Source organism: Kitasatospora sp. NPDC038210, from assembly GCF_055600605.1.
In genome coordinates this window covers 233,622-256,516 of sequence record NZ_JBVJYK010000013.1, presented here as the reverse complement: position 1 = coordinate 256,516, position 22,895 = coordinate 233,622, and the positions used below count along the sequence as shown (strand labels likewise).

General features: G+C 74.5%; 24 protein-coding genes. 8 read left to right on the top strand and 16 right to left on the bottom strand.

The features are described from left to right. Positions 1 to 53: 53 nt before the first annotated feature. The 7 genes from ACZ7KX_RS26395 to ACZ7KX_RS26365 form a co-directional block, all read right to left on the bottom strand. Entirely contained in the window at positions 54 to 833 is a 780-nt protein-coding gene (locus tag ACZ7KX_RS26395) for a DUF1295 domain-containing protein (RefSeq protein ID WP_470328667.1), read from the bottom strand. Between the two features lie 166 nt (positions 834 to 999). Continuing rightward, positions 1,000 to 2,286 carry a class I SAM-dependent methyltransferase gene (locus ACZ7KX_RS26390; RefSeq protein WP_470328629.1) on the bottom strand — a complete coding sequence of 429 codons (1,287 nt, stop codon included), beginning with the start codon at positions 2,284 to 2,286 and terminating at the stop codon, positions 1,000 to 1,002. Then, complete coding sequence (locus ACZ7KX_RS26385; protein ID WP_470328628.1) at positions 2,283 to 3,080, bottom strand: DUF1365 domain-containing protein; 798 nt, start codon at positions 3,078 to 3,080, stop codon at positions 2,283 to 2,285. The genes ACZ7KX_RS26390 and ACZ7KX_RS26385 overlap by 4 nt, the downstream gene beginning before the upstream one ends. Continuing rightward, complete coding sequence (locus ACZ7KX_RS26380) at positions 3,077 to 4,402, bottom strand: NAD(P)/FAD-dependent oxidoreductase (protein ID WP_470328666.1); 1,326 nt, start codon at positions 4,400 to 4,402, stop codon at positions 3,077 to 3,079. The genes ACZ7KX_RS26385 and ACZ7KX_RS26380 overlap by 4 nt, the downstream gene beginning before the upstream one ends. Positions 4,403 to 4,560: 158 nt before the next feature. Next, entirely contained in the window at positions 4,561 to 5,679 is a 1,119-nt protein-coding gene (locus ACZ7KX_RS26375; protein ID WP_470328627.1) for a MerR family transcriptional regulator, read from the bottom strand. Next, entirely contained in the window at positions 5,673 to 5,948 is a 276-nt protein-coding gene (locus ACZ7KX_RS26370) for a hypothetical protein (RefSeq protein WP_350524113.1), read from the bottom strand. Before ACZ7KX_RS26370 ends, ACZ7KX_RS26375 begins: the two co-directional genes overlap by 7 nt. Before the next feature lie 167 nt (positions 5,949 to 6,115). After that, the gene (locus tag ACZ7KX_RS26365; RefSeq protein WP_470328665.1) at positions 6,116 to 6,739 is read right to left on the bottom strand and encodes a sigma-70 family RNA polymerase sigma factor; all 624 of its coding nucleotides are present in this window, start codon (positions 6,737 to 6,739) and stop codon (positions 6,116 to 6,118) included. 339 nt (positions 6,740 to 7,078) lie between these two features. On the opposite strand from ACZ7KX_RS26365, the gene ACZ7KX_RS26360 reads away from it, so the two are divergent. After that, the gene (locus ACZ7KX_RS26360) at positions 7,079 to 8,593 is read left to right on the top strand and encodes a cryptochrome/photolyase family protein (RefSeq protein ID WP_470328626.1); all 1,515 of its coding nucleotides are present in this window, start codon (positions 7,079 to 7,081) and stop codon (positions 8,591 to 8,593) included. Here the strand turns inward: ACZ7KX_RS26360 and ACZ7KX_RS26355 are convergent. Then, positions 8,582 to 9,889, bottom strand: a complete 1,308-nt coding sequence (locus ACZ7KX_RS26355) for an NAD(P)/FAD-dependent oxidoreductase (protein ID WP_470328625.1) — start codon at positions 9,887 to 9,889, stop codon at positions 8,582 to 8,584. The genes ACZ7KX_RS26360 and ACZ7KX_RS26355 overlap by 12 nt on opposite strands. Positions 9,890 to 10,133: 244 nt before the next feature. Here ACZ7KX_RS26355 and ACZ7KX_RS26350 point away from each other — a divergent pair, with 244 nt between their 5' ends. Then, the gene (locus ACZ7KX_RS26350; protein WP_470328624.1) at positions 10,134 to 11,123 is read left to right on the top strand and encodes an aldo/keto reductase; all 990 of its coding nucleotides are present in this window, start codon (positions 10,134 to 10,136) and stop codon (positions 11,121 to 11,123) included. A 67-nt stretch (positions 11,124 to 11,190) separates the two neighbouring features. On the opposite strand, the gene ACZ7KX_RS26345 is transcribed toward ACZ7KX_RS26350, so the two are convergent. Then, positions 11,191 to 11,604 carry a winged helix-turn-helix transcriptional regulator gene (locus ACZ7KX_RS26345; protein ID WP_470328623.1) on the bottom strand — a complete coding sequence of 138 codons (414 nt, stop codon included), beginning with the start codon at positions 11,602 to 11,604 and terminating at the stop codon, positions 11,191 to 11,193. A 123-nt stretch (positions 11,605 to 11,727) separates the two neighbouring features. Here ACZ7KX_RS26345 and ACZ7KX_RS26340 point away from each other — a divergent pair, with 123 nt between their 5' ends. From ACZ7KX_RS26340 to ACZ7KX_RS26330, 3 genes are all read left to right on the top strand, one after another. Further along, on the top strand, positions 11,728 to 12,705 hold the full coding sequence (locus tag ACZ7KX_RS26340) for an NADP-dependent oxidoreductase (protein WP_470328622.1): 978 nt from the start codon (positions 11,728 to 11,730) through the stop codon (positions 12,703 to 12,705). 103 nt (positions 12,706 to 12,808) lie between these two features. Further along, entirely contained in the window at positions 12,809 to 14,170 is a 1,362-nt protein-coding gene (locus ACZ7KX_RS26335) for a tetratricopeptide repeat protein (RefSeq protein ID WP_470328621.1), read from the top strand. 82 nt (positions 14,171 to 14,252) lie between these two features. Beyond that, entirely contained in the window at positions 14,253 to 14,600 is a 348-nt protein-coding gene (locus tag ACZ7KX_RS26330; protein WP_470328620.1) for a hypothetical protein, read from the top strand. A gap of 14 nt (positions 14,601 to 14,614) precedes the next feature. On the opposite strand, the gene ACZ7KX_RS26325 is transcribed toward ACZ7KX_RS26330, so the two are convergent. From ACZ7KX_RS26325 to ACZ7KX_RS26310, 4 genes are all read right to left on the bottom strand, one after another. Continuing rightward, entirely contained in the window at positions 14,615 to 15,439 is an 825-nt protein-coding gene (locus tag ACZ7KX_RS26325; RefSeq protein WP_470328619.1) for a hypothetical protein, read from the bottom strand. Between the two features lie 170 nt (positions 15,440 to 15,609). Next, entirely contained in the window at positions 15,610 to 16,698 is a 1,089-nt protein-coding gene (locus ACZ7KX_RS26320) for a CU044_5270 family protein (RefSeq protein WP_470328618.1), read from the bottom strand. Then, the gene (locus ACZ7KX_RS26315) at positions 16,695 to 17,333 is read right to left on the bottom strand and encodes an RNA polymerase sigma factor (protein WP_470328617.1); all 639 of its coding nucleotides are present in this window, start codon (positions 17,331 to 17,333) and stop codon (positions 16,695 to 16,697) included. The genes ACZ7KX_RS26320 and ACZ7KX_RS26315 overlap by 4 nt, the downstream gene beginning before the upstream one ends. A gap of 154 nt (positions 17,334 to 17,487) precedes the next feature. Beyond that, the gene (locus ACZ7KX_RS26310) at positions 17,488 to 18,339 is read right to left on the bottom strand and encodes a LysR family transcriptional regulator (RefSeq protein ID WP_470328616.1); all 852 of its coding nucleotides are present in this window, start codon (positions 18,337 to 18,339) and stop codon (positions 17,488 to 17,490) included. A gap of 81 nt (positions 18,340 to 18,420) precedes the next feature. On the opposite strand from ACZ7KX_RS26310, the gene ACZ7KX_RS26305 reads away from it, so the two are divergent. Together ACZ7KX_RS26305 and ACZ7KX_RS26300 are read left to right on the top strand one after the other, a co-directional pair. Next, positions 18,421 to 18,969, top strand: a complete 549-nt coding sequence (locus ACZ7KX_RS26305; RefSeq protein WP_470328615.1) for a cupin domain-containing protein — start codon at positions 18,421 to 18,423, stop codon at positions 18,967 to 18,969. Between the two features lie 71 nt (positions 18,970 to 19,040). Then, complete coding sequence (locus tag ACZ7KX_RS26300) at positions 19,041 to 19,406, top strand: DoxX family protein (RefSeq protein ID WP_470328614.1); 366 nt, start codon at positions 19,041 to 19,043, stop codon at positions 19,404 to 19,406. Between the two features lie 121 nt (positions 19,407 to 19,527). Here ACZ7KX_RS26300 and ACZ7KX_RS26295 read toward each other — a convergent pair whose 3' ends face one another. After that, positions 19,528 to 19,986 (bottom strand): MarR family winged helix-turn-helix transcriptional regulator, encoded by a 459-nt coding sequence (locus ACZ7KX_RS26295; RefSeq protein WP_470328613.1) that lies wholly within the window; start codon positions 19,984 to 19,986, stop codon positions 19,528 to 19,530. Beyond that, the gene (locus ACZ7KX_RS26290; protein WP_470328612.1) at positions 19,979 to 20,740 is read right to left on the bottom strand and encodes an alpha/beta fold hydrolase; all 762 of its coding nucleotides are present in this window, start codon (positions 20,738 to 20,740) and stop codon (positions 19,979 to 19,981) included. The genes ACZ7KX_RS26295 and ACZ7KX_RS26290 overlap by 8 nt, the downstream gene beginning before the upstream one ends. Before the next feature lie 296 nt (positions 20,741 to 21,036). Between ACZ7KX_RS26290 and ACZ7KX_RS26285 the strand changes: the two genes are divergently transcribed. Further along, the gene (locus tag ACZ7KX_RS26285; RefSeq protein ID WP_470328611.1) at positions 21,037 to 22,107 is read left to right on the top strand and encodes a hypothetical protein; all 1,071 of its coding nucleotides are present in this window, start codon (positions 21,037 to 21,039) and stop codon (positions 22,105 to 22,107) included. Here the strand turns inward: ACZ7KX_RS26285 and ACZ7KX_RS26280 are convergent. Then, positions 22,094 to 22,708 carry a hypothetical protein gene (locus ACZ7KX_RS26280; protein ID WP_470328610.1) on the bottom strand — a complete coding sequence of 205 codons (615 nt, stop codon included), beginning with the start codon at positions 22,706 to 22,708 and terminating at the stop codon, positions 22,094 to 22,096. The two genes, ACZ7KX_RS26285 and ACZ7KX_RS26280, sit on opposite strands and share 14 nt — an antisense overlap. Between the last annotated feature and the right edge of the window lie 187 nt (positions 22,709 to 22,895).

The following is a 22,895-nucleotide window of genomic DNA, read 5'->3' as shown; positions in this document are numbered from 1 at the left end:
GCTCCGAAGGCCGGGACACCGCTCCGAAGGCCGGGACACCGCCCTGGAGACGGTCACGGGCGGGGCCTCGCCGGGGGTGCGGCCGGGGCCGTCCGGGTTCGGCGCGGGGGCAGGGGCACGAAACCGCTGGTGCGGGCGGTGTATTCGGCCCAGCCGGGCCGCTGCGCGCCCATCTGCCGTTCCAGCAGCGGTTTGCCGCTGCCGAAGGCGAGCAGCCAGGTCATGAGCACCGGGCTGAGGACGAAGGCCCAGCCGACGGGCGCGTCGGCGGCGAGCAGGAACAGGCCCCACCACACGCAGGCGTCGCCGAAGTAGTTCGGGTGGCGGGTGTACCGCCACAGACCGCCGTCCATGATCCGGCCGCGGTTGGCCGGGTCGGCCTTGAAGCGGGCGAGTTGCCGGTCCCCGACCGCCTCGAAGAACAGGCCGACCGCCCACAGTGCGGTGCCCGCCCAGGCGAGCGCACCGGGCGGGTGGGGCAGGTACTGGGCGGCCTGGACGGGCAGGGAGACGAACCAGACGAGGGCGGCCTGGAGCAGGTAGACCGTCCGCAGGGCGTACCGGGTGCGGGCCGGCCCCTCGGGGGCGCGGGCGAGCATCCGGGCGTAGCGCGGGTCCTCGGGGGCGCCGCGGGCGCGCCACCAGATGTGCCCGGACAGCCGCAGGCCCCACGCGGTGACCAGGACGGTGGCCAGCAGGCGCCGCTCGGGGTTCCCGTGACCGTCCGAGAGCGCGAAGCCGCTCAGCGCCACGGCGGTGAAGGCGAGCCCCCAGGCGACGTCCACCCCGCGGTGACGCCCGGTGCGCACCCCCGCCACGAACGCGGTGAGCATGACGGCGAGGGCGACGGCGGCGGTGACGGCGAGGTTGAGCGCGAAGGCGGCGGCGTTCACGGCAGGCTCCGGCACCGGTCGACCGGCCGGAGCGCGGACGAGCGGCCACCGGGCCGGCAGGCCCGGATGACGACGACGGCGGCGGTGCCGGTGGGGGCCGACGCCCTCACGCCGCCACCCCGTCGCGGGTGAGGAGGATCTGGTGGACGTCGAGGTAGCCGGTGCGGAACCCGGCCTCGGAGTACGCGAGGTAGAGCTCCCAGGTGCGCCGGAAGACCTCGTCGAAGCCGAGGGCCGCGACCTGCGGCGACCGTTCGGTGAAGCGTTCGCGCCACAGCCGCAGGGTCTCGGCGTAGTGCGGCCCGTACGCGTCGGACCGTACCGTCCGCAGCCGGGTGTGCCGGGTGGCGGTCTCCTCGATCGCCCGCAGGGACGGGATGAGGCCGCCGGGGAAGACGTACTTGAGGATCCAGGTGTAGGTGCGGCTGGCGGCGAGCATCCGGTCGTGGGACATGGTGATCGCCTGGAGGGCGACGCGTCCGCCGGGCGCCAGGACCCGGTCGAGGGTGGCGAAGTAGTCCGGCCAGAACGGCCGGCCCACGGCCTCGATCATCTCGACGCTGACGACGGCGTCGTACCGGCCTTCGGCGGCGCGGTAGTCGCACAGCCGGACCTGCGCCCGGTCCGCCTGCCCGGCGTCGGCGATCCGGCGCCGGGCGAGGGCGAGTTGTTCCCCGGAGAGGGTCAGGCTGACGACGCGGGCGCCGCGGGCGGCTGCGCGCAGGGCGAGTTCGCCCCACCCGGTGCCGATCTCCAGCAGCCGGGTGCCGGGGCCGACGCGGGCCAGGTCGAGCAGCCGGTCGATCTTGCGGTGCTGGGCCGCGGGCAGGCCGTCCCGGGTGGCGAGCGGTTCGTGGCCGCGGCCGGTCGGGAAGAGGGCCGAGGAGTAGGTCATCGTCGGGTCGAGGAACAGCGCGAACAGGTCGTTGGACAGGTCGTAGTGCCGGTGGATGTTGCGCCGTGCGTTCCCCGGGGTGGACAGTTCCTCGTCCGGCGGCTTCTGTACGTAGAGGCGGCGCAGCCACTGTGTGCCGGCCGGCACGAGGGTCTGCGGCGCGGCGGCGAGTCCGGTGAGCAGCGCGACCAGGTCGGGGCTGTCCCAGTCGCCGGCCTGATAGGACTCCCCGAAGCCGATCAGGCCGCTCGCGCCGACCCGGTGGAGGAAGGCCCGCGGGCGGTGCAGGCGCAGCACCGGAGCCCCGGGCGGGGCCGGCCGCGGGGTGCGGCCGCCGGGGAGCTCGACGCGCAGGCCGCGCTGCGAGGCCACCCGGCGCATCAGGCGGGCGGCGACGGCCGCGCGCAGCGGCGCGTGCGGGACCCGGGCGACGTCCGGCCAGCGCGCGGGGTCGACGGGGGTCGTCGGCGTCGCTGTCGGGGGAAGCGTGGTCGTCATGGGGTGGGCACCTCTTCCGTGGTGGGAGCGGTGGGTCCGTCGGCGGGCCGGGGCGGGCCGGCGGGCGGGCGGGGGTGGACGGGCAGGCCGCCGAGCCACAGGCGGACGCCCTGGTAGCGGATGTGCAGGCTGACGGCCCAGGTGGCGAACGGGTGGGTGAGGACGGCGCGCAGCAGGGCCGCGGGGCCCGCCGGCCGTGCGGTGCCGCGGACGGTGGCGGTGAAGGCCCGGCGGCCCCGGCGCTCCAGGTGGACCGTCAGGTGGAGCCGCTCCGCCGGTTCGGGCAGCACCATCGTGTAGCGGCCGTCGACGGGGAAGAACGGTGAGACGTAGAAGTCCTTGTCGCTCTCGCCGCGGCCGTCGGGACCGGGCGCCAGCAGGTAGCGGTGCCGGCCGCCGTAGGTGTTGTGGACCTCGGCGACCGTGCAGAGCGGACGGCCGGACCGGTCGCGGCACCAGTAGACGGTCAGCGGGTTGAACACGTGCCCCAGCGAGCGGGCCTGCGTGAGCATCAGCACCGTCCCGTCGCCGAGCCGGACGCCGCGGCCCGCGAGGAAGCGCTCCAGGTCCTGGCGGAGCGTCGGCGGCCCGCCGGCCGGGTCGAGGGCGTGGTCGCGAGGCAGGAACCGGGCCAGCGGCCGCAGCGGCCGCGGCAGGGCGGGCAGGCGGTCGAGGTCCACCAGCCACAGGTAGCCGCGGTGCCGGAACGGGCGCCTGCGGGGTGCGGTGCGCACGTGCGTCGTGACGGTGTCGTAGAGGACCGCCCCCCACGGTCCGGGCAGGGCGGCGGTCACGGCACGCTCACCCCGAGCAGTGCGTGGGCGGCCTCGACGCCGGAACGGCAGCCGTCCTCGTGGAAGCCCCAGCCGTGGTAGGCGCCGGCGAACACGGTTCGGGCGCGGGCGAGTTCGGGCCGCCGGCGCTGGGCGGCGACCGTGCGCGCGGTGTGGACCGGGTGCTCGTAGACGGTGCGGGAGACCACCAGTTCCTCGGGGATCGGCTGCTGCCGGTCCTCGTTCAGCGTGACCAGGTAGTCGGTGTCGGTGTCCAGCCGCAGCAGCCGGTTGAGGTGGTAGCTGACCCGCACCCGGTCGGACGCCGCGGTGCAGTGGGGCATCCGGTAGTTCCACGAACCGCGCGCCGGGCGCGCGGAGGGGAGGACCGTCCGGTCGCGGTGCAGCACCGTCGGGTTGACCGAGTAGGTGAAGGCACCGAGGACGGCTCGCTCGGCGTCGCTCGGGTCGGCGAGCAGCCGCAGCGCCTGGTCGGCATGGGTGGCGACCACCACCGCGTCGGCTTCGGTGCGTCGCCCGTCCGCGCAGACCACGGTGACACCGTCCGGGTGCCGGCGGACCGCACGAACGGGGGCGGACCGGTGGACGGCGGTGAGCCGCGCCGCGATCCGGTCGACGTAGGTGCGCGAGCCGCCGACGACGGTGCGCCAGGTCGGCGATCCGGTCACGGAGAGCATGCCGTGGTTGCGGAGGAACGCGAACAGGTAGCGGGCCGGGTAGTCGCCCGCGAGGTCGGGGGCGCAGGACCACACGGCGGACACCACCGGGGTCATGAAGTGGCTCACGAAGTAGGGCGAGAAACCCTCGGCGGCGAGGAAGTCCCGCAGGCTCGGATCGCCCGCCCCCGGGTCGGCGAGCAGGCGGCGGGCGAGCCGGTGGAAACGGGGCACTTCGGCGAGCATGCGCAGGTACCGGCCGCGCAGCACGACGTCGGGACGGGCGAACAGCCCGGCCGGCCCCTTGGCGCCCGCGTACTCCAGGCCGCACCCGTCGCAGCGCACGGACATGCTCATCACGCTGTCCTGGGTGCGGATGCCGAGTTCGGCGAAGAGGCGCACCAGGTACGGGTAGGTGCGCTCGTTGTGCACCAGGAACCCGGTGTCCAGCGCCACCGTCCGGCCGTCCCGGTCCGTGGCCTGCTGCGTGTGGGCGTGGCCGCCGAGGCGGCCGTCGGCCTCGAACAACACGACCTCCACCCCGGCCCGGCAGAGCTCGTGGGCCGCGGTGAGTCCGGCGACGCCGGATCCCACCACCGCCACCGTGCGCGGACGCCCGCCGGGGAGCGCGGCGGTGGACCGCGTGGTGGAGACGGTGTCGAACATGGTCACGAGAGCCCCTCCCGAGGGGGCCGCGACGCGGCCCGCATGGACGTTGCACCGGATCTTCGGAAGCGGAGCCCGGCCCGGATTGGCCCGACTTCGCGCGCACGGGACTGCAGGGGGACGGGACGTCACCGGCAGGCGGCCGCCGGGGCGGGGCCTCAGTCCGTGACGGCCTGCTCGATGAGGTCGACGGCGTCCGCGAGGGTGAAGGGGCGGGCGGCGCCGGCCGGCGGCCGGTTGCGGGCCCACCCGGGACCGGCGGCGACCACCACGGCCCCGCCGCGGGAGCCGCGTGGACCCCACACGCTGTCGCCGACCCTGCGCACCAGCTCGCGGTCCGCGGTGTGCCGGTCCTGGGACCAGATCATCACGGCCCCCGGACCGATCCGGTGGACGGCGTCCAGCAGGGCCCGGGACGGGACGGCCGCGCCCAACATCCGGAAGGGAACGGCGCGTTCGGTCAGCGCCGCGGCCGTGGCGTCGAGCGGGAGGGTGTGCAGTTCGAGGGGCGTCGCGGTCAGCAGGACGGGCCGCGCAGGCCGGGCGGTGAAGGCACCGACGGCCACGCCCCGCAGGGCGGTGGAGACGTGCCAGGACAGCAGGTGCTCGACCTCGACGTACTGCTCGCCGTCCGCCGCCCACTTGCGGCCCGCGGCACGGAGGGCCGGCATCATGACGTCCGTCCACGCGTCGACCACGCCGAGCGCTTCCAGCGCCTCCCGCAGGATCCTGGCGACCTCCGGCGCGTCGAGCCGTACCGCCGCCCGGGCCAGGCCCCGGCATTCGGGGCGCACCGTCCCGACGTGCAGGGCGCGGCTTCCGCCGGGGCCGGGACCGGTGCGTTCGCCGCCCCGGGAGCCCGCTTGCGGCGCGGGCGGCGCGAGGAGCGCGGGGAGCGTGGGCCGCAGGCCGTCCTCGGGGGCGGGGACCTCCCGCTCGGCCAGGGCCGCCCGGGCGGCCTCGCCCGGAGGGACCCCGCGTGCCGTCAGACGGCACATCGTCTCCAGGACGGCGATGTCCTGACGCCTCCAGCGGCGGTGATGCCCGGCCTCCCGGTGGGCGGGGCCGATGCCGTAGCGGCGTTCCCAGGAACGGACCGTGGTGGGGGACACGCCCAGACGCCGGGCCACGCCGCCCGTCGGGAGCCCCACGTCCTCCGCCGGGCCGGCCGGCGGTCCGGTCGGAGGGCCGGAGAGCGGGCCGGACAGCGAGTCCGGCCCTCCGGCCCGCTCCCCGCTCCGGCGTCCGGCATCGAGGGCGGCCGAGGAGGTCACCATCCTGCGATCCTCCCCACGGCGAAACCCACGCAGCACACCACCATGACGGCGATGACCAGCAGGGGAATCCAGCCCGGCCAGGCCGTGTGCAGTTCGACCGACTCCGGGGTGGAGATGCCCGCGCACGTCGACGCCTCGCACTCCGGCGTCTCGGTAGGGGGGCTCGCGGGCACGGGGCGCTCCTGCGTGGGGAGCTGCTGGTCGACGGTCATGACGTCCTCCCGCGGTCGGCGGTGGGTCCGGTCCTCGGTGGATCCCGACATCTCCATGCTGCATCCGGCGGCTCCCCGCTCCCAGTTGCAGCGTTTCCGCACCGCTCCCGGACGCGCCGGTGGGCCGGACCGCCGGAGGCCGCGGGTCGTCCCGGACGCAGCGGGCCGGACCGCGCGCTGCCTCCGGCGCTCCCGCACCGGCTCCGTGCCGGGAGCCGCCGCGGTCATCGCCCCGCCCCCACGACTCGGCCGGGCCGGGGCGACCGTCCGGCCGGACCTTCCTCCGCGCAAGGGCGGTCGCACTCCCCGGCGAAGGCGGCCCGGAGCCGGATGAGGCCGTCGCGGATCCGGGTCTTGACGGTGCCCAACGGCACGCCGATCCGGTGCGCGATCTCGCGGTGCGAGTACCCGCCGAAGTAGGCCAGCACCACGGCCTCGCGCTGCACCGAGCTCAGATCCGCCAGAGCGGACCTGACCCGCAGCCGGTCCAGCGAGCGGACCGCCTCCTCCTCCGGCGGATCGCTCCGAACCGGCTCCCGGGCCGCCACCCGGTGGTCGCGCTCGGCAGCGGCGCGGGCGGAGCGCACACGGTCCACCGCGCGGTGGTGCGTGATCGTCAGCACCCAGGCCAGCACCGACCCGCGCTCGGGCCGGTAGGCCGCCGCGGTGCGCCACACCTCCAGCAGGACCTCCTGGGCGACCTCCTCGGCGTGCGCGGGGCTGCGCAGCGTCCGCAGGGCGACGCCGTACACCGGTGCGGCGACCGCGCGGTACAGCACCTCGAACGCGCGGTCGTCGCCGTGCGCCGACAGCTCCAGGAGACGCCGCAGATCGGCAGCCGCCGGCACTTGCCTGCCGCTGGGATCCGGGTCGGTACGAGTCAGTACGAGCGAGGTCACGCCCCCACGCTGCAGCGATTCGACACCACGAGCCGAGTCGGACCGTTTGTGCATCGTTTCGGCGAGGAACCGGGAGCGCAGACGCTGCGGCACCGCTGCACCTGTGCCCGCCGACGTCGACGGCCGATCCTGCAGAGGACGCGGCGTACCCCGCGCCCGTCCGGTCGTCGAGGAGAGGAACGGAGCGGACCACGAAGCGGCACCACGAGCCGTACGACGGGCCGCGCCCGGCGGCGGCCACGCACCAGGGTTCCGAGGCCCCCGGAGGGCCGGAACGAGAGGACCGGAATGAGCGGACCGCGCCCGCACTGGCTGTTCGGCGACCAGCTCGGGCCGCACTTCCTCGCCCCGGGGGACGGCGGCCCGGACCCGGACGCCCCGGTGGTCATGATCGAGGCCCGCTCGGTGCTGCGCCGGCGGCGCTTCCACCGGGCCAAGGCCCACCTGGTGCTGTCCGCGATGCGCCACGCCGCGGACGCCCTCGGCGAGCGGGTGCGCTACGTACAGGCCGACACCTACCGGGAGGGCCTGGCACGGGCGGTCGGCCGCCGCCGGGTCACCGTGTGCCACCCGACCTCGCGCGCGGCCCTCGGCCTCGTGGACGACCTCGCCCAGGTGACGGTGCTGCCGCCGCGGGGCTTCCTCGTCCCGTTCGCCGACTTCCGCCGCTGGGCCGGCGAACCGGGCCGACGGCGCCTGCTGCTGGAGGACTTCTACCACCGGGTGCGGCGTGCCGAGCACCTGCTGCTGGAACCGGACGGCAGCCCGGCGGGCGGCCGCTGGAACCTGGACCGGGACAACCGCGAACCACCGCCCCGGGGAGTCGCCACCCTGCCGCTGCCGCCCCCCTTCGAACCCGAGGAGGACGCGATCGACGAGCGGGTCCGGGCCGACCTGGACCGCTGGGAGCGCGCCGGCGAGGTCGCCTTCGTGGGCCGGGACGGCCCGCGCCGCTTCGCCGCTACCCGCGCGGAGGCCGAGCGGGCGCTCGCGCACTTCGTGGCCCACCGGCTCGGGGACTTCGGCCGGTACGAGGACGCCATGCTCCACGCCGACCCCTGGATGGCCCACAGCGCCCTGTCCGTCCCGCTCAACCTCGGCCTGCTCGACCCGGGCGAGTGCGTGCGCGCCGCCGAGGCCGCCCACCGGGCCGGGAAGGTGCCGCTCAACAGCGCCGAGGGCTTCGTACGGCAGGTTGCCGGCTGGCGCGAGTACGTCTGGCAGCTGTACTGGCACCTCGGGGAGGAGTACCGCGACGCCAACCGGCTCGGCCACCGCGAACCGCTGCCCGCGTGGTTCCGCGACCTGGACGCCGGGGCGGTCACCGCCCGCTGCCTGGCCCGCGTCCTCGCGGAGGTCCGCGACCACGGCTGGGTGCACCACATCCCCCGGCTGATGGTGCTCGGCAACTGGGCCCTGCAGCACGGCTGGGACCCTCGGGAACTCACCGACTGGTTCCACCGCTGCTTCGTGGACGGCTACGACTGGGTGATGACCGCCAACGTCGTCGGCATGTCCCAGTTCGCCGACGGCGGACTGATCACCACCAAGCCCTACGCGGCGGGCGGCGCCTACCTGAACCGGATGAGCGACCACTGCCGTCCCTGCCGCTACCGGCCCACCGAACGCCTCGGCGACCGCGCCTGCCCGTTCACCGCCGGCTACTGGGCCTTCGTCCACCGCCACCACGACCTGCTCGCGGCCAACCACCGCACCGCGCAGGCCGCCGCCGGCCTGCGCCGACTGGACGGCCTGCCCGAACTGCTGGCCGCCGAACGGGGGCGCGGCCAGTCACCGCCGTGAGCGGGCGGCCACCGCGCCACCGGCCAGATCGGCCAGCACCTCCCGGGCGGCCCGCGCGCCCGAGGCGAGCGCCCCCTGCACCGAGCCGGTGGCCCGGTGGTCCCCGCACACGTAACGCCCCGGCGCGAACCGCGTGGCGCGGCTGAGCGGGAGCGGCGCCGGCCCGGCCGGCAGCGCCTCGGCGATCCGGTACTCCGCCAGCGGCTCCCAGGCCGAGGTGTCCGCCCCGTACAGCACGCCGGCCCGGGCCCGAGCCACCCGCTCGTCCGCGTCCGTCCCCAGGACCGAGGTCGACACCAGCGCCCGCCCGTCCGGTGAGCAGCCGGGGACGACCTCCGACAGCACCACGGTGTTCAGCACCTGCCGGCCCGCGTCCACGACCAGGGTCGGCTCGCGCAGCGGGCTGACCGGTGCCGCGTGGTAGAAGGTCGTCACCGCCCGTACCGCCGGGACCTCCAGGCCCGGCAGCAGCAGGGCGGCCTGTGCCGTCCCGGTCGCCACCACGACCGTGCGGGCCCGCAGCACCGAGCCGTCCGCGAGCACCACGCCGTCCGCCGTCACCCGCTCCACCCGGGTGCCGCGCACCAGCCGGTCCGTCGGCAACCGGGCCGCCAACTGCCGCGGCACGGCCCCGATGCCGTCCCGCGGCAGGCACAGGCTGCCGCGCAGCATGCTGCGCCACACCAGGTGGAACAGCCGGCTGGAGGTCTCCAGCCCCTCCTCCAGGAACACCCCGGCCAGGAACGGGCGGAGCACCCCGTCGACGGTGCGCCGCGACACCCCGGCCCGCCGCAGCGCACGAGCGGTGCTCGTCTCCGGCAGGCGCTTGAGCAGGGCGGCCGGCAGCACCGCGTCACCCGCGCACAGCAGCCCCAGCGCGGTCAGGTCGCGCAGCGGCAGAAGTCCGCCGCGCAACCGTCCGTCGCGCAACCGTCCGGCGGGCAGCAGATCACCGGCCGCGCCCGGGCACCTGGTCGGATCGACCACACGGCGCGCGCCCCGCCCGTCGGCCAGCAGGAACCCGGGCGTGAACGGGCGCAGCCCCAGCGCGGCGAGCTCCAGACGCCGCCTGACCTGCGGGTAGGCGGTGTTGAACACCTGGAAGCCGCGGTCGAGCCGAAAGCCCCGGACCACGTCGGTGCGCATCCGTCCGCCCACGTCGTCGCCGGCTTCCACGACCAGGACGTCCCGACCGGCCGCCGTCAGGTCGAGCGCGCAGGCCAGCCCTGCCAGGCCCGCCCCCACCACGACGACCTCCGCTGCCCCGGCCGGAGCCCGCACTGCGTGGTGTGCCATCGGTCCTCCTCCCGTGCCGCCGTACGGTCACGGGAAGTTCGGAGCCGGGTGATGAGGCGGATTGGACAGGGCGATACGGCCTTCGCGCCCGGACGTGCCGGTCCGCCGTCGGAGGGCACCCGCACCGTAAGGTCCTCACCGAGGACACGAGGAGCAGGCGTCTCGGACCACGTGTCGCGGAGCAGGCGTCGTCGGAGAAGCCCCGGCCGGCCGGGGAAGGACGAGAGAAGGGCAGGGACGTCACATGAAACAGCGCAGTCTGCGGGACCTCCGGGTGTCGGCCATCGGCCTCGGCTGCATGGGGATGTCCGCCTTCTACGGCACGGCCGACCAGGACGAGGGCATCGCGACCATCCGGCGCGCCCTGGAGCTCGGCGTCGACTTCCTCGACACCGCGCAGGTCTACGGACCGCTCACCAACGAGTCCCTGGTCGGCGAGGCCGTCCGGGGGCACCGCGACGAGTACGTGATCGCCACGAAGTTCAACTACCGGATGGACGGCGCCGTTCCGGGCGACATGTCCACGGTGGGCCCCCAGGACGGTTCCGCCGCGCACGTCCGCAGCTCCGTCCACGGTTCGCTCGCACGGCTCGGCACCGACCGCATCGACCTGTACTACCAGCACCGGGTCGACCCGGCCGTGCCCATCGAGGAGACCGTGGGCGCGCTCGGCGAACTCGTCGCCGAGGGCAAGGTGCGGCACATCGGGCTGAGCGAGGCGAGCGCGGAGACCATCCGTCGCGCCCACGCCGTCCACCCGGTCACCGCCGTCCAGAGCGAGTACTCGCTCTGGACGCGGGACGTGGAAGCCGAGGTGCTCCCGACGTGCCGGGAGCTCGGGATCGGCTTCGTGCCGTACTCTCCGCTCGGCCGCGGCTTCCTCGCGGGCCGCTTCAGCTCCCCGGACGAGCTCGACCGGGACGACTTCCGCCGCACCAACCCGCGCTTCACCGACGCCAATCTGGCGGCCAACCTCCGGCTCGCGGAGAAGGTCAAGCAGATCGCCGCGGAGAAGGAGGTCACCCCGGCCCAGCTGGCGATCGCCTGGGTCCTGGCCCGCGGCGAGGACCTCGTGCCGATCCCGGGCACCAAGCGCCGCACCTACCTGGAGCAGAACGCGGGCGCGGTCGACGTCGAGCTGACCGACGAGGACCTGGCCCGCATCGAGGCCGAGCTGCCCGAGGTGGCGGGCGAGCGCTACGACGAGGACGGGATGCGGGCGGTGAACCGCTGAACCGCTGAACCCGCCTGTCCGACCCCGGCCCGTACCTGCTCCGCACCGGCCCAGCCCCCGATGCGGCTCAGCGTGCGGGCTCGGGCTGTTCGGGGCGGGCGTCGAACGCGGCGCGGGCGCTGTGGATGAGGGCGGCGTGGTCGACGGCCCAGTCGGCGACGGCGGTGGTCAGCCGACCGATCGCGTGCCCCATCCCGGTGAGGGAGTACTCGACCCGTGGGGGGACGGTGGGGTAGACGGTCCGCTCGACCAGGCCGTCCCGCTCCAGGGACCGCAGGGTCTGGGTGAGCATCTTCTGCGTCACCCCGTCGAGTTGGCGGCGCAGTCGGCCGAACCGCAGCGGAGCGCCGGAGCGGCGCAGCGCGGCGAGGACGTACAGGGACCACTTGTTGGCCAGCACCTCCACGACGGTGCGCGAGGGGCAGTCGCGGCGGTACGTCGCGAGGAGGTCGGCCGGGTCGCGGCGCGAGACGGTATCCATGAGGTACCTGAATACCATTCAGGTACCTACTTCACAACAGATACCGCCGGTGGCCAGGATGGACACGCCGCGAGGTGCCGGGACCGGCCCGGCGCCCGCCGCCACAGACCCCGGGAGGTCCCCATGGACAGCGGTATGCGTGCGGTCGTCGTCCGCGAGTACGGAGGCCCCCGGGTACTCCGTCCGACCCGGCTGCCGGTGCCGGAGCCGGCCGTCGGCGAGGTCCTGGTCCGGATCGCGTACGCCGGCGTCAATCCCGCCGACTGGCGGATCCGCTCGGGAGAGGTGCGCCGGTTCGGGACCCCGCCGTTCACGATCGGCCTCGACCTCGCCGGCACCGTCGAGGCGATCGGCCAGGGTGCCGACCGGTTCCGCCCCGGCGACCGGGTGTTCGGGGTGACGATCCCGCCCCGGGGCTCCTACGCCCGCTACGCGGCCGTCCCCGAGTCCCAGCTGGCCGCCGCCCCTCGGCTCGGCGGCCTGGGGCACGCCGCGGCCCTCCCGGTGGCCGGCCTGACGGCGTGGCAGGCACTGGAGCGGGCCGGGGTGGAGCGGGAGGGCGGCCGGGTGCTGATCCACGCGGCGGCGGGCGGCGTCGGCCACCTGGCCGTCCAACTGGCCAAGGCGCGCGGTGCCCACGTCACCGCCACCGCCCGCAGCGCCAACCACGCGTTCCTGCGCGCACTCGGTGCCGACGAGGTCCTGGACTACACCACCACCGACTTCGCCGCCGCGCTCACCGCCGCGGACCGCCGGGTGGACGCCGTGATCGATCCGATCGGCGGCGACCACGGCCTGCGGTCACTGGAAGTGCTCCGGCCCGGCGGCGTCCTGGTCGACGTGCGCGGCACCGGCCCGGACCGCACCGCCCTGCGCGCCCGCGCCGCCCACGACGGCCGCGGACTGGTCGAGTTGGCCTTCACCCCGTCCGGCGCGGACCTGGCCTCCCTCGCCTCCCTCGTCGACCGATCCCTGCTGCGGGCCTCCGTGGCCCGCACCCTTCCCCTGGAGCAGGCCGCCGAGGCCCACCGCGACAGCGAGTCGGGCCACACCCGCGGGAAGATCATCCTGTCCGTCGGCCCCGGTGCGACGGACGCATGACGCCGGGGATGACGCCACCGGAGCGTCGGCCGTAGCCGTCGGCGCGCCCCGGGTCGCTGCCGGGACGCGGTGGTGTCAGAGGCACGGCCTACGGTGCTGCGCCGTGGACATCGACGATCTCGACTACCGGGTCCGGGCCCAGTCCGGTTGCATCCCCCCTCAGCTGGTCGCCCGGCTCCTGGAACTCGGGCGCTCCGACGTGGTGGAGTCCTGGGCCGGGCGTGGGGAGTGGTTCTGCGCGCGGGAGTGGGCGTGGCTGCTCGCTGGCGACGGCCGGCACGCGGAGGCGCTGGCGGCCCTCGCCCCGTACCCGACGGCGGGCTGGTGGCCGGCCGCCGAGGCCACGGCCGAGCTGCTGGAAGCGAGCGGCCGCTCCGACGAGGCGATCGCGGTGGTGCGGCCGCACGCGCAGGACGGCGAACGGCCCGCCCTGGGATTCCTCGCGCGTCTGCTCTCCCGGCACGGCCGCGCGGAGGAGGCGTTCACGCTGCTGCGCCCGCACATCGAGGACTGGTGCCTCGCGGAGCCGTTCGTCGACATCGCCGGGAACACCGGCCGTGACGAGGAGGCCGCGGAGCTGCTGGTCCGCCGGATCGAGGACGCCCCACGCTGCTGTGACTCCCCGTCGTGCGACGGCCGACGCAGGGTCGAGCCGTTCAACGCCGTCGGCCTGCTCGCGACGATCCGCGAACGCCAGGGCCGGGTCGACGACGCGGTGGCCCTGCTCCGTACCCGGGAGAGCACCTCGGTCAACAACCGCGACCTGCTGGCCGACCTGCTGGCCCGGCACGGTCGGATCGAGGAACTGCGCGCGTACGCGGTGACCGACCACCACGGGCACGCGACGCAGCGGCTGGCGGAGCTGTTGGAGGAGCGCGGCGACGTCGAGGGCGCGGTCGCGGTGTACCGGCAGGCCGCCGATCCGGCAGCCGAGGACCCGAACGCGGCGTACGCGCTCGCGCAGTTCCTGGTCCGGCACGGCCGGGGCGACGAGGCGATCGAGGTGATGCGTGCCCAGGCCGACGCCCGCCCCGGCGAGGACTGGATCCTCCACACCTTCGCCGAGCTGTGCCGGGAGCAGGGCCGCGCGCAGGACGGCCTGGCCCACCTCGACGACCTCAAGGCCCGCCGTGGCGGCGAGGAGGAGTGGGAACTGTTCTGGATGCGGCTGGCGCTGATCGCCGCCGACGCAGGGGTCGACGAAGCGGTCGCGCAGGCCCGGGCCCATCCCGAGGGCGGCACCTGGTACGCGGTCTCGCACGTCGCCTGGCTCCTGGCCGGCTCGGGGCGCACCGAGGAGGCCGTCGCCGTCCTCGACCGGAACGAGCCGGCCCACCGCCGCGACCTGGCTGGCCACCTCATCGACCTCGGCCGCATCGACGACGCCGTGGCCCTCCTCCGCCAGCACGACCCCCGGCCGCCCGCCCGACGGACCGGCACCTGGCACGACGAGCCCCCGTTCTGACAGGGGAGCCTGAGTACCCGGACCGTTCCGACCGGGTAGTGGAGCTCATGTGCGGTCCGGCGCGGCCCGGTGGAATCGGTCCATGGACGACATCCCCGCCGGATCCGCGCCGGACCGCCACGACCGCGACGCGTGGAAGTACCCGCTCGTCGCGGCGCTACTGCTGCCGCTCTGCCAGATCCTCTACTGCTACTTCGCACTGGTCCGCGCGGTCGCGGTCGACCAGTGCACGCCCCGGGGCGCCTGCGGGCGGGACTGGGGCTTGCAGTACGACGTCGCCCACGGCCTGATGGGCGCACAGCTGGTGCTCGTGGTGGCTGCCTCGGTCCTGCCGCCACGGATCCGGTGGGCCCTGTGGCGCTTCGTCGCCTCCGCCGTGAGCGTGATGTGCGGCCTGGCCTGCAGCGTCGTGATCCAGGACTTCGGCTGAGCCGCGCAGGGGGATCAGCGGCGAGTGGGCTGACGGCGCTCGACGAGGTCGAGGTCGCCGGTGAGGAGGTCGCTGTGGCTGATGCCGAAGTCTCCGTTGGGCAGGGCTTCTCCTCCGCCGTAGTACCGGCCCACGACGGCGTCGGGAAGAAAGGACCGCAGGCTGTGGCGCATGCTCCTGGGGTGGTCGACGGGTTCGCCCCAGCCGAGGGGAGCCTGGTCGGTGGACAGCAGGACCCAATGGTCCACCGGGACAACGGAGTCGAGGTCCGGGACCGCCCCGGTGTGGCTGTCCAGCGCGGGCACGGTCAGCCGGTCGGGGTCGAGCGGCTGGTACCACAGCAGCAGCGGCTTGGCGCGCTGCGCGTCGGCGTTGTCGAAGCAGCAGAGGACGATGGTGTGGTCGGGGAAGTGGTCGGCGTAGAAGCCCAGGAGGTCCGGGTCGAGGTCCGGCCGCCGGTGTGACGGCACCTGCTGCAGTGCGGCCGGGATCGCGGTGGGGTCGTCGGCCAGGAGCACCGTGTAGACGTCGTGCTCGAAGACCTGGACGGCCTCCGGGTCACCGCACATCCAGTCGATCCGGTCGGTCGCCACGGGGACGGGGCGAACGGCGGAAACCATGCGCTCAAGGACGTCGCCGCTGCGTCCGACGGGGAGGAACTGCCCGGGGCCGAGCCGGCTGGTGGGTACGTGCAGCAGCATGGCGTTCGGACCGCCCGCGAGGTTGACGGCGGTGTTCTGGTAGCCCAGGACGTGGATGAGGCCGTGCACGGGGTGGTGCTGCCGGCCGCAGTAGACGATCGTGCCGGAGAACGCGGCCTCACTGGTCGAGATGCACATGTCGGCAATGTAGTGCCCCTGGACGCGTGGGCAGCGGGGAGGGGCTGGTGGTTCGGCGAGGCTCGGAGGCAACACCCCCGTGGCTGCCTCCGAGCCTCGCCGGCTTGTCGGGCGGGACGGGAGTTCGTCGGGGGCTTCGGCGCCCCGGGTCTCCTGCCGCCCGTGGTCGGTCAGTTGGCGGGTTCCGCCTCCAGTTTGTCGACGACGGTCGAGGTGAGGATGGCCGTGGCGTACTCGTAGCCCTTGCCGTTGCCGACGCCCGGGGACGGGTTGCCCGCGGGCGGGAGGCCGTCGGGGCCGGCGGCCGGGAGGTCGGAGAGGAGGACCTCGCGCACGCCGAGGAAGGCGCCGGTGGTCCTGTCGAAGATCAGGGCCACGCGCATGGTGCCGTTGGTGCCGACCACCGCGACGCCGTGCCGGCCGGCCGCGTCCGTCTCGTCGGCGACGACGGCCGTGCCCGGGATCTTCGCGGCCGCCTCCATGAGCGCTCCCGCGACGGCGGGCGGCGCCGCGATGTTCTGGAAGATCATCTGGACGTCCGCGAAGGCGAACTGGTTGTACAGCTTCGGCGTCATCGTCATCCCCGACACCCGCTTGGCGCGGTCGAAGGAGAGCAGCTGCTGCAGGAGTTGCTGCGGCTCGGTGGGCAGGGAGGCCACGAACTCGTAGGTCGGGGCGTCGAAGCTCGCCGTCCGCGGGGCGCCGGGGACGGTGTCCGACAGCCTGGCGGGCCACGGGCTGCGACCGTTGCCCATGGTCGGGTCCAGGATCAGGCCGCCGGACTTGCCGTCGACCGGGAACCACGACCTGCGTTCGTGCTTGGTCTCGCGGGCGCCGTCCTGGATCTCCTTCCGGTAGACGAACTGGGCGGCCCTGGCCCCGGGGTCGGGGCTGCTCGCGGCGGCCTTCGCGGCGCGGGCGAGCACGTCGGCGGCGTCGGTCGGCCCGGGCGCGGGCGTGGTCGACGGGGTGGACGAGGTCGACGGGGTCGACGACGGAGCGGTCGACGCGGACGGGGTGGGGGTGGCGGGCGAGGCCGACAGGGTCGGCGCCGCCGGGGTGGCGTCGCCGGGGTGGCGGTCCGGGACGGCCACCACGGTGACGGCCGCCAGCGCGCCGACCGCCAGCGGGGCGGCGACCAGCCACACCCGCCTGCGCCGCGGGCGCGCTGCGTTCGTCTCGGCGGCGATCTCACTCATCAGGTGCTCCTTCAGGAACCGTTGGCGGCCGGCGGGGAGCATCTCGGGCGAGTTGTTCATCGGGTCTCCTCCTGCAACGACCGGGCGGCTTCGAAGCCGCCACCCCGTACCTGTCCGGTGGTGGGAGCGGGTTCCCGGCGTTTCGCGGGTTCGTGCAGCTCGTTCTCGGCGAGCGCGCGCAGCCGGGCCCGTGCCCGGGACAGGCGCGAGCGCACCGTGCCCACCGGGACGCCGAGCGCCTCCGCCGCCGACGCGTAGTCGAGCCCCACCCACACGCAGAGCCGGAACACCTCGCGCTCGGAACGGCGCAGCGCGGACAGTGCGCGGCGCGCGGCGGCCAGTCGGGCGCTGTCGTCGATCCGGGAGACCAGCTCGTCGGCGAAGTCCGGTACGGCCTCGCGCTCGTCCAGGCGCGACATCGCCGCCCGGTGGCGCCGGGCCGCCCGCGCGGTGTTGCGCAGCACGTTGGTGGCGATCCCGAAGACCCAGGGGCGCAGGTCGTCGTCGCCCTCGTGCAGTTTGGCGCGCAGGCGCCAGGCCTCCAGGAAGGTCAGCGACACCACGTCCTCGGCGGCCGCCCAGTCCCCCAGGGAGCGCATCGCGTACGCGTACACGGCCTGGGCGTGCGCGTCGAAGACCTCGCCGAGTGCTTCCTGGTCCCCGGCGCGCAGGCGCGCCCGTTGTGACAGTTCCATGTCCTTCCCTGTCCGCCGGCCGTGCGGAGTTCCGTGTGAGCCGCGTCACGGGTGCGCGGCGGTGCTCAGCGGCGGTACGCGGCGGTGTTCGGCGGTGCTCAGCGGCGGTACGCGGCGGTGTTCGGCGGTGTTCGGCGGCGGTCCGCGACGGTGCTCAGCGGCGGTACGCGGCGGTCGCGGTCTCGATGAAGGACCGGATCAACGGGTTGGTGTCGCTCTCGTTCCACACCGCCACCACTCGGCTCGGCGGCATGTCGATCAGCGGCACGACGGCCAGCTCCGCGGGCAGGTCGTGTCCGAGCGGGGCCAGGCCGACCGTACCGTTCCACAGCACGGCCTGCAGGCATTCCTGGACGGCGCGCACCACGGGGCCCCGGCGGGGCCTGCCGCCGTTCCAGTACGACTGCCAGGCGGGGTCGGTGCCCTGCGGGAACTGGAACCAGCGGCGGTCGTCCAGCTCGGCCAGGCGCAGCCGTTCGCGGCGGGCCAGCGGGTCGTCGGCGCGCAGGACCACGCCGACCGGGTCGGACCGTAGTTGACGGACCGTCAGGGCTGTCTCGTCGAACGGCGCCCGGGTCAGCGCGACGTCGACCAGCCCGGCGCGCAGCCCGCAGGTGGGATCGGTCAGGTCGGTGTCGCGGACGCGGATGTCGATGCCGGGGTGGCTTCGACGGTAGGCGGCGGCCAGCCGGGCCACTCCCGGGTCGGTGCCGTCGCCGAGGATGCCGACGGTGAGGGTCGCGGCGCCGGCCGCCGCGCTCACGCGCACCCGGACGCGGTCGGCGTGGTCGAGCAGGGCCCGCGCCTCGTCGAGCAGTACCGAACCCACCGCGGTGAGCGTGACCCCGGTGGGCGAGCGGGTGAACAGCAGGGCCCCGACATCGGCCTCCAACTGCTTGATGGCCCGGCTCAGCGGCGGTTGGCTCATGTGCAGTCGGGTGGCGGCCCGGCCGAAGTGGAGTTCCTCGGCGACCGCCACGAAGTAGCGCAAGGTGCGTAGCTCCACGCTGCAACGATACCCACGGGGTATCGGCTCCCCGGAACGGGTCTTGGACGCCGGCAGGACCCCGGCGGTGCACTGGTGCGCATGACCGAAGAACTGAAGTCCAGCGAACCGAAGCCCGGCGAACCGAAGCCCGGCGAGCCGCAGACCGTCCCCGCCGTGTCGGTCGTGGGGCCCGGCGACGGCGAGACGATCGCCCTGGGCACCACGCGCATGCGCGTCCTGGAGGACGGCAGCCACACCGGGCACCGCCTCGCGATCGCCGAGTCCGTCCTCGCGCCGCACACCCAGGGGCCGCCGCAGCACCGCCACGCCCGGCACGACGAGGGCTTCTACATCCTCTCCGGCACCGTGCGGTTCACCGTCGGCGACGAGGACCACGACGCCGTCGCGGGCACGCTGGTGATGGTGCCGCCCGGCACTCCGCACACCTTCGCCAACCCGACCGACCAACCCGCCGTCATGCTCAGCACCTTCACCCCCGACCTGTACGTCCAGTACTTCCGGGACCTCCAGGACGTGCTCGCCGCCGGCCGGCCGCTGACGCCGCAGGCCAATGTCGACGCGATGAGCCGCTACGCGACCGAGCCCGCCGCCGAGCCCGCCACCGACCCCGACACCGGCTCCGCCTGAAGCCGACGGTGCGGCCCGGCCCGGTCCTCGACGGCATCGACCACATCTACGCAGCCCGTGAAACGGAAACCATGAACCTCGCCTATTGGGTCGTCGCGGGACTGCTCGCGCTCTTCTACCTGTACTCGGGCTCGCTGAAGGTGATCCGCAGCCGCGACGACCTCCGGCCGATGATGGCCTGGGTCGACCGCGTGCCCCCGCCCGCCGTCAGGGCGCTCGGGACGGTCGAGATACTCGGCGCGGCCGGTCTGATCCTGCCTCCGCTGACGGGCATCGCCGTCCCGCTGGCGCCGGCCGCGGCCATCGGCTTCGTCCTCCTGCAGGCCGGGGCGATCGCCGTCCACCTGACGGGCGGGGACCGCCGGATCGCCCTGAACGCCGGGCTCACCGTGACCGCGGCCGTGACCGTCTGGCTGGCCACCGGGCAGGGGCAGTGAGCCCCCGGTCCCGGTCTCATCGGGCTTCGGTGGTGCGCTGGTCGAGAGGGGTCAGCCGGCAGCTGGTCGTTCCGGTGAGCGGGCCGAAGTCGCCGTCCGCAAGTCCGTGCGGGGCGTGGCGTCAGTCGAGAGTGAGGCGCTTGTTGAGGGCCTCGCCCGAGGGCAGGGTGTCGATGAAGTTGTGCAGGAACCGGAGCATGTCGTCGGTGTCCAGGCCCTCGCAGGCGGCGTCCATCGCGCTGTAGAGGTAGTCCTCGATCTCGGCGACCGCCGTGGCCAGCCGTTCGCCCTCGGGGGTGAGGCTGAGCCGGAGGTATCGGCGGTCCGCGGCGTCGGTGCGGCGCTCGACCAGCCCGGCCGCGACGACGCGTTCGACCAGCCGGCTGGGGTTGGTGCCGCTCTCGCACACCAGGAGCTGCCCGAGCCCGTTGAGGGTCAGGGTGCCGCGTTGCTGGAGCAGGCGCAGCACCTCGGCCTGCGACGGGGTGATGCCGTGGGGCTTGAGGGCCTGGATCAGCAGCCGGTTGCCTTCGCGTTGGGCTGCCAGGATCGCGAACCGCAGGTGTTCGGCCTTACGCATCGGCGTCCTGTCGGGTGGTCGGCTGGGTGGCGAGGAAGTCCTTGACCGCGGCGGCGTAGGTGGCCGGGTGGGAGAAGCGGAACATGTGGCCGGTGCCCGGCAGCACGACCTCCCGGGCGTCGGGGATGCCCGCGAGCATGGTCTTGGAGGCGTTCTCGCCGATCAGCACGTCGTGCGAGGGGGTCAGGATCAAGGTGGGGACCTCGACCCGGCCGAGCACGTCGACGTAGTCGGCGGTGAGCACGGCCTGCAGGCGGGCGTCGAAGGAGGCGGCCGGGGTGTTGGCGACGAACAGGTCGCGGCTGCGCGCCTCGCTCCAGGGCACCTGCCCTTCGCCGTCGAACGGGGAGGCGAGGCGGTGGGCGTGGGCCCGCAGCGTCAGCTGCCGGTAGACCGGGCCGCGGGCCTTGCCGATCGTCCGCATCAGCGCCTTCCACGGCTTCGACTCGACCGGGTTGGACGCGAATCCGCCGGACACGACCAGGGCACGCAGGCCCCGCGGGCGGCGGGTGGCGAGTGCGAGCGCGATGTTCGCGCCGAACGAGTCGCCGACCAGCACGTAGTCGTCCAGGTCCGCGATCGCGTTCTCGACGTGGTCGGCGTAGCGCTCGATGTCGTTGACGCCCTCGGGCAGGCGCAGCGTGCGCGTGGGCGCCTCGCCGTAGGGGGCGAGCTGCTCGGCGCTCCACGGAGCGCCGGAGAAGCAGGGGATGAAGACGAGGGTCGGATTCTTCTCTGCATCGTTCGCGTTCACAGCAATTACGTTACGCGACACATGTGTCGCGACACAAGTTATCCGGGTCACATCGTCGACCGGCCCGACCGGCCCGACCGGGCGGCGACCCGGCGGCCTTCCCCCGCGCGGGGGAGTCGGATGATCCGTGGGGCGGATGTGACCGGCGCGGGCGACGGCGAGTCTCGGAGAGTCAGCAATCCGGACGTACGGGGGTCACCGTGGCTGTTCCTGCGCACTCGAAGGCGATCGGCGTTCCCGCCCCGCCGACCACGGGCTCGGGGCGGAGGTCGTGGTGGCGGCGGTGGCCCGCGTGGGTGCCCGCGGCCGCCGCGGTGTGGGGCGTGTCGTACGCCGCCGTCGAGGTCACCTGGGCGGCGGCGGGCACCACCGTGCAGTGGAAGGAGCACTCCGCGTACGCGCCGGCGGTCCAGCTCTTCCTGGCCGCCCTCGCGCTGCTGGCCGGCGCCGCCTGCCTGGCCGGCACCCGAACCCTCGCCAGGTCCGGCCGGGTCGTGGTGGCGACGGCGCTGGGCATCGCGCTACCGGTGTTCGTCGTGGGGACGAACGGGCTGCCGATCTACTTCGTGACGCTCGTGACGCTCTCGGGCGTCGAGAGCGCGACCGGGCTGGCCCAGGTGCTGCTGAACACGGCCGGCGCCGCCCTCCTGCTCCTCGTCGGCCTGTCGTACCGCCGACGGCTGCGTGGGGACTGCCCGCGGTGCGGGCGGCCGCACACCGGCGCAGCCGACGGCCCGCTCGCCCGTCCGGCCGCCTCCCGAGCCCCGAGGCGGACCCGCGTCACGGTGTACCTGCTCATGTGCGGGCTCCTGCCGTGGGCGGGAACCAAGACCGTCTGGACGCTGGGCGGCAACGCGCTCGGCATCGCGGGCGAGGACTGGCGGAGGACGACGAGCGCCGACGCCTCGGGCCCGGCGAAGGCCACCGCGTCGGCGGGGATCGACGTGACCGTGCTGGCCGCGATGGTCGGGATCTTCCTGCTGCTGGGGCTGCTGTACGTGTGGGGGCAGGTGTTCCCCCGCTGGACGCTGTTCCTGGCCGGACGACGGGTGCCGCGCCTGCTGCCCCTGATTCCGGCCTGGCTGACCGGTGTCCCACTGGCGATGTACGGGGTCTTCCTCACGATCACGGCCCCGCTCATCGCCGTCGGCGCACTGCCCGCGATCAAGCCGTCCCCGCCGTTCACCTCCAGCTCGGGGGTCACCTGGTTCGTCGAGTTCGGCGGCCTGGCCTTCGGCGGTCTGGGCATCGGCCTCGTCGTGGCCGCCCGCTCCTACGCCGCCCGCACCCGTCCCGTCTGTGCCAGTGCCAGTGCCAGTGCCGGGGGCGGTGCCGGCGCCTCTGCCCCTGCGGTCAGCCCAGGGTGAACTGCCAGTACGCGGTGTCGCGGTTCCCGCCGGGTTCCGGGTTGACCTGCACCGTGACGAAGCTCCCCGCCTTGTCGGGCTTGACCCGCACCGGCACGGTGCGCTTGCCGTCCGGGGGAACGGGAGGCATCAGGACGGCCGCGGTGCCGGCCTGGTCCAGCACGGTCACGCCCCAGCCGGGGATGTCGGGGGATAGGGGCGTCCCCCCGTGGACCACGACGGGGGCGTAGCTGCTCTTGCCGGTGCCGATGCCGGTGTCCGGGGGCGTACCGCCCGGGCGCAGCTCCCCGTCCGTGTCGTTGTCGTAGGTGATGGTGAAGCTGTAGGCGTCGTCGGGTTCCCGGTGCGCCGGGCTCACGGTGACCGTCAGGTCGTCGTCGTAGCGGACGGTCTCACCGGGGCGGAGGGGCTCGGCCGCGCTTCCGGAAGTGCCTTCGAGGTGCCCGTAGCCGGTCAGGCTCTTCTCCAACCGGCCCACTGCCACGGCTCCCAGGACGGCGAGGGCGGTGAGGACGACCGCCGCGATCCCGCAGCCGGTCGCCCACCGCTGCTCTGCCGTGGCCGGAGGAGTCGTGGCGGTCGAGTTCGTGTCCGTGTCCATGCAGGTGACGATAGGAAGCAGCCGGCACGGACTCATGGGCGGATGTACTCGACCATCGGCTGAGTACTGCTGATCAGGATCCGCCCGGGGCCGGGTCAACTGGCCTTCCGGGCGGAGGGCTTGTTGTCCTTGTCGAGCCACACGACGTACTGCAGGGGCTCGTCGGCCCCGCGCCGCCGAGTTCCCG